Annotated in this window: 5 protein-coding genes; 1 reads left to right on the top strand and 4 read right to left on the bottom strand. The window is 72.7% G+C overall.

Annotated elements, in window-relative coordinates; all coding sequences use genetic code 11:
* Positions 1-344, bottom strand: a 344-nt coding sequence (locus tag ABZ656_RS56910; protein WP_360280463.1) for a LysR family transcriptional regulator, incomplete at its 3' end; no start/stop codon positions are given.
* Positions 345-414: 70 nt separating this feature from the next.
* On the opposite strand from ABZ656_RS56910, the gene ABZ656_RS56905 reads away from it, so the two are divergent.
* The gene (locus tag ABZ656_RS56905; protein WP_360280460.1) at positions 415-1,539 is read left to right on the top strand and encodes a TDT family transporter; all 1,125 of its coding nucleotides are present in this window, start codon (positions 415-417) and stop codon (positions 1,537-1,539) included.
* Here the strand turns inward: ABZ656_RS56905 and ABZ656_RS56900 are convergent.
* From ABZ656_RS56900 to ABZ656_RS56890, 3 genes are all read right to left on the bottom strand, one after another.
* Positions 1,508-2,248 (bottom strand): helical backbone metal receptor, encoded by a 741-nt coding sequence (locus tag ABZ656_RS56900; protein WP_180362580.1) that lies wholly within the window; start codon positions 2,246-2,248, stop codon positions 1,508-1,510. The genes ABZ656_RS56905 and ABZ656_RS56900 overlap by 32 nt on opposite strands.
* An 86-nt stretch (positions 2,249-2,334) precedes the next feature.
* Positions 2,335-2,916 carry an XRE family transcriptional regulator gene (locus ABZ656_RS56895; RefSeq protein ID WP_360280457.1) on the bottom strand — a complete coding sequence of 194 codons (582 nt, stop codon included), beginning with the start codon at positions 2,914-2,916 and terminating at the stop codon, positions 2,335-2,337.
* A 394-nt stretch (positions 2,917-3,310) separates the two neighbouring features.
* On the bottom strand, positions 3,311-3,529 hold the full coding sequence (locus ABZ656_RS56890) for a hypothetical protein (protein WP_360280454.1): 219 nt from the start codon (positions 3,527-3,529) through the stop codon (positions 3,311-3,313).
* Positions 3,530-3,891: the final 362 nt, after the last annotated feature.

Here is a 3,891-nt window from a genome sequence, read left to right as displayed (position 1 = left end):
CACCAGGCGGCCGTCGAGCCGGGCAGCACGCCGGCCGGACAGGGGCCGCTGGACAGCAAGGGGGTGCCGGAGACCGGCCCGGCGTCCGTGAGCCGCGAGCCCCGGGGCGAGCGGTCGACGAGCGCGACGCCCAGTTGCCGTTCCATGGAACGGATCCGGCTGCTGGCCGCGGGCTGGGTGATCCCCAGTTCCCGCGCCGCCCGCCCGAGACTCCCGAGCCGCGCCACCGCGAGCAGCAGCTCCAACGCCCCGAGGTCGGGCACCCGATGCGCGATCCCGACCGCGACCGGTTCCGGTTCCCCCGACCGGCCACCTTCCTGCGATCTCTCAGCACTCACACCCATAAAGCCAGCTTATGCCCCCATAGACCCGTACTCCCTGGTGGGGACCCGGCGGGCGCGCGACCGTGGACGCATGGTCACCGCAGCCCAGCCCCTCCTGTCGACCCCCGCCGCCGAAGTCGGACACCCGCGCGTCACCGCCGTCCGGTACCTCGGCCCGAACTGGTACGCCTCCGTCATGGGCACCGCGATCGTGGCCACGGCGGGCGCCGGACTCCCCGGCGACGTCCCGGGCCTGCGAACCGTCTGCACGGCTGTCTGGGCCCTCTCGGCCCTGATGCTGGTGACCCTGCTCGGCGCACGCGCGCTGCACTGGACGCACCACCGCGACCAGGCCCGCGCCCACCTCCTCGACCCGGCCATGGCCCCCTTCTACGGCTGCCTGGCGATGGCCCTGCTGGCCGTGGGCGGCGGCGCCCTCGTCGTGGGCCTGGACTGGATCGGGACGCGGGCCGCGGTCGCCCTGGACGCCGTACTGTTCACCGCCGGTACGGCCGTCGGGCTCGCCGCCGCCCTGGCCGTCCCGTACCTGATGGTCGTGCGCCATCGCATCCGCCCCGACCAGGCCACGCCCGTCTGGCTGCTCCCCATCGTCGCGCCCATGGTGTCGGCCGCCCTCGGACCGCTCCTCGTGCCCCACCTTCCGCCGGGCCAGCCCCGGGAGACCCTGCTTCTCGGGTGCTTCGCGCTGTTCGGGCTGAGCCTGCTGGCCACCTTCGTGATGCTGCCGGTGATCTTCGGCCGGCTCATCACCGCGGGGCCGCTGCCGCTCGCGCTCACTCCGACGCTGTTCCTCGTGCTCGGTCCGCTCGGCCAGTCCACGACCGCGGTCGGCAAGTTCGCGGACTTCGCGCCGGGTGTCGTGCCGGCCCCCTACGACCAGGGTTTCGGAATGCTCGCCGTCCTCTACGGCGTCCCCGTGCTGGGCTTCGCACTGCTGTGGCTGGGCCTCGCCGGCGCGCTGGTGGCGCGGGCCCGCCGGCAGGGCATGGGGTTCGCGATGACCTGGTGGGCGTTCACCTTCCCGGTGGGGACCTGTGTCACCGGCGCCGAGGGCCTGGCCCGGCACACCGGACTGGTCGCGTTCGACTGGCTCGCGGTCGGCCTGTACGCGCTTCTCGTGGCCGCCTGGTGCGTGGCCGGCGTCCGCACCGCGCGCGGTCTCGTCAGCGGCGAGCTGCTCGCAGCGCCGCGCTGAGCAGGCTCGGCGCCTGCGCCAGTGACGGCCCGTACCAGGTCAGCAGGCGGCCGTCGACGAGCGCGCAGGGCACGCCCTCGAACGCCTCGGGTCCGTCGTCGGCGGTGAAGCGGTACGGCTCGTCGGGCAGGACCACGAGATCGGGGGCCGCCGCCCGGAGTTCGGGGAGCGGGACGCGGGGATAGCGGTCGGCGTGGTGGGCGTAGGCGTTGTCGACGCCCAGGCGGGCCAGGACGTCCCCGGCGAAGGTGTCCCGGCCGAGGACCATCCAGGGGCGCCGCCAGATCGGCACGATCGCGGTCGTCCGGCGGTCGGGAGCGGGTGGCCGCGCCCAAGCGGCCTCCGCCTCGTCCAGCCAGCGGGGGCGGGTCCGCGCGCCGCACGCGCCCAGCACCCGCGCCAGCTCGCGGAAGGCCCCCGGCACCTCGCGGACCTCCGTGACCAGCACCTCGATCCCCGCCTCCCGCAAGGCCGTCAGGTCGGGCTCGCGGTTCTCCTCCTCGTTGGCGATCACCAGGTCCGGGGCGAGTCGTACGATCCGGTCGACCGCGGGGTTCTTGGTGCCGCCGACGCGCACGACGTCGAGGGCCGGCGGACGGCTGCACCAGTCGGTCGCGCCGACCAGGGCACCGGGGACTGTGACGGCCACGGCCTCGGTGAGCGAGGGCACGAGGGAGACGACACGCACTCCGGCGGGCCCGCTAGGCATGGCAGGAGGTCTCGGGCATGGCACCAGTATCGCAGCGGCTCGTGATCACAGCGGCCCGCGATCCCAGCGGCCCGCGCGGGAACGGCTCAGCGCTTGCCGAAGGTCTGGCGGTCCTCCACCGCCTCGATGTGGTCGGCGACCTCGACCACGACCACCCGGGTGTCCGGCCCGGTCGCCCGCCACCGGTGACGCACCCCGCCGGTGAGGTACAGCGTGTCGCCGCGCCCCAGGCGGTGGGCGCGGCCCTCCGCCTCGACCTCGACGGCGCCGTCGGCGACGTACATCAACTTGTCGTTGCGGTGCTGGAGTTCGCGGCCCTCCTCGTGGTCGCCGGTGAACTCCGTGGCGTGCAACTGGTGGTGACCGCGCACAAGGGGGCGCATATGGGCTTCGGGAGTGAACTCGGCGCCCGACTCGGCGCGCACGACATCGACACTGCACGCCGGGTCGGCCGCCGCGAGCAGCTCGACGGCGGTGGTGCCCAGGGCGTCGGCGACCCTCTCCAGGGAGCTCTGACTGGGCCGGGCCCGTTCGTTCTCGACCTGGCTGAGGAAGGGCACGGACAGGCCGCTGCGCTCGGCCACGACGGCGAGCGTGAGCTCCAGTGCCCGGCGCCGCCGCCGGACGGCCGCACCCACCCGAAGGGGCTGTTCTTTGTGGTCGCCCATCGCTCCGGCTCCCTCCCACGCGTCGTCGGTCCACTGCTTCGGTCTGCCGCTTCGGCTGCCGCTTCGGCGCACAACTTCTGATGAGTTGTTTGCACCCTACGCATGTTCGGCAAACCGTTTCATGCACCCGTCACATCGCTGACACACCGGAGGAGGGTGAGGGCCACAATTCGCGCCAACAGACGAGTTGCCCCGACTCCTCCGGCGCATTCCCCTCTCGCGGGACGAAAGGGCTGACCAGCAGGGCCGGATGCCACTCCGGATCAGCGAGCGGAGTCAGGTGGGGACGGGCCAAGGCGCTACTGCCTCCGTGGGTGTGGATGGTCAGCCGATCAGCCCGCCCGGTCGTCGGATCATAGACGTACGTCCATCAACTCCCGAAGCCCCCACACCGTTACTGACTTTCCGTCAAAAAAGCTCTGGTGCAGCCGAGTTCGAGGAGCGAGCGGTCGTCGATGTCGCCGCGCGCGCCCCAGGACTCCAGGACGCGGTCCGGCCGCCGGTCGAGGGTTGCGTACCAGGTCGTGAAGTCCTTGAGCGTGGCGCGGAGTTCACGGTCGGTGTCGCGGCGTGCCCGGTGGTGACCGGTGAGCTCGACCGTGCCGTCGTGCACGGAGGTGATGTCCGCAGTGCCCTCGGTGCGGCGTGCGAGAGTGTGCGGCGCGTCAAACGCGTGGGCGGCGTTCCGGACAGGAGGGCGTCCAGATCGGCGTAGCCGCGTACGGCGACGTGGTTGTCCGGATCCTTCTCGTACGCCAGTACGTAGCCACTCGTGCCGTCGGTCGCGAGTGCGGGCCGGAACAGGGGGCGCACGGAGGTCTCACCGGAACGGGCGGAGGGGAAGAGTCGAGCGCACGGAGGACGCCGGGCTCCGGGAACGCCGAAAGGGGTGGCCCGTCGGTATCATGTCCATCACGGACACCCCGCGCCTGATCGTCGCCATGTTCTTCGGCGGCAACGCGTCCTACGTGCAGC

The organism is Streptomyces sp. NPDC007095 (genome assembly GCF_040634475.1).
Classification (GTDB): domain Bacteria; phylum Actinomycetota; class Actinomycetes; order Streptomycetales; family Streptomycetaceae; genus Streptomyces.
This window is presented reverse-complemented; position numbering and strand designations above follow the sequence as displayed.

What these genes read in the sequence shown, in the direction of transcription:
- ABZ656_RS56905 (WP_360280460.1), top strand. Translation starts at nt 415, where the DNA reads ATGGTCACCGCAGCCCAGCCCCTCCTGTCGACCCCCGCCGCCGAAGTC.
- ABZ656_RS56900 (WP_180362580.1), bottom strand. Translation starts at nt 2,248, where the DNA reads ATGCCTAGCGGGCCCGCCGGAGTGCGTGTCGTCTCCCTCGTGCCCTCG.
- ABZ656_RS56895 (WP_360280457.1), bottom strand. Translation starts at nt 2,916, where the DNA reads ATGGGCGACCACAAAGAACAGCCCCTTCGGGTGGGTGCGGCCGTCCGG.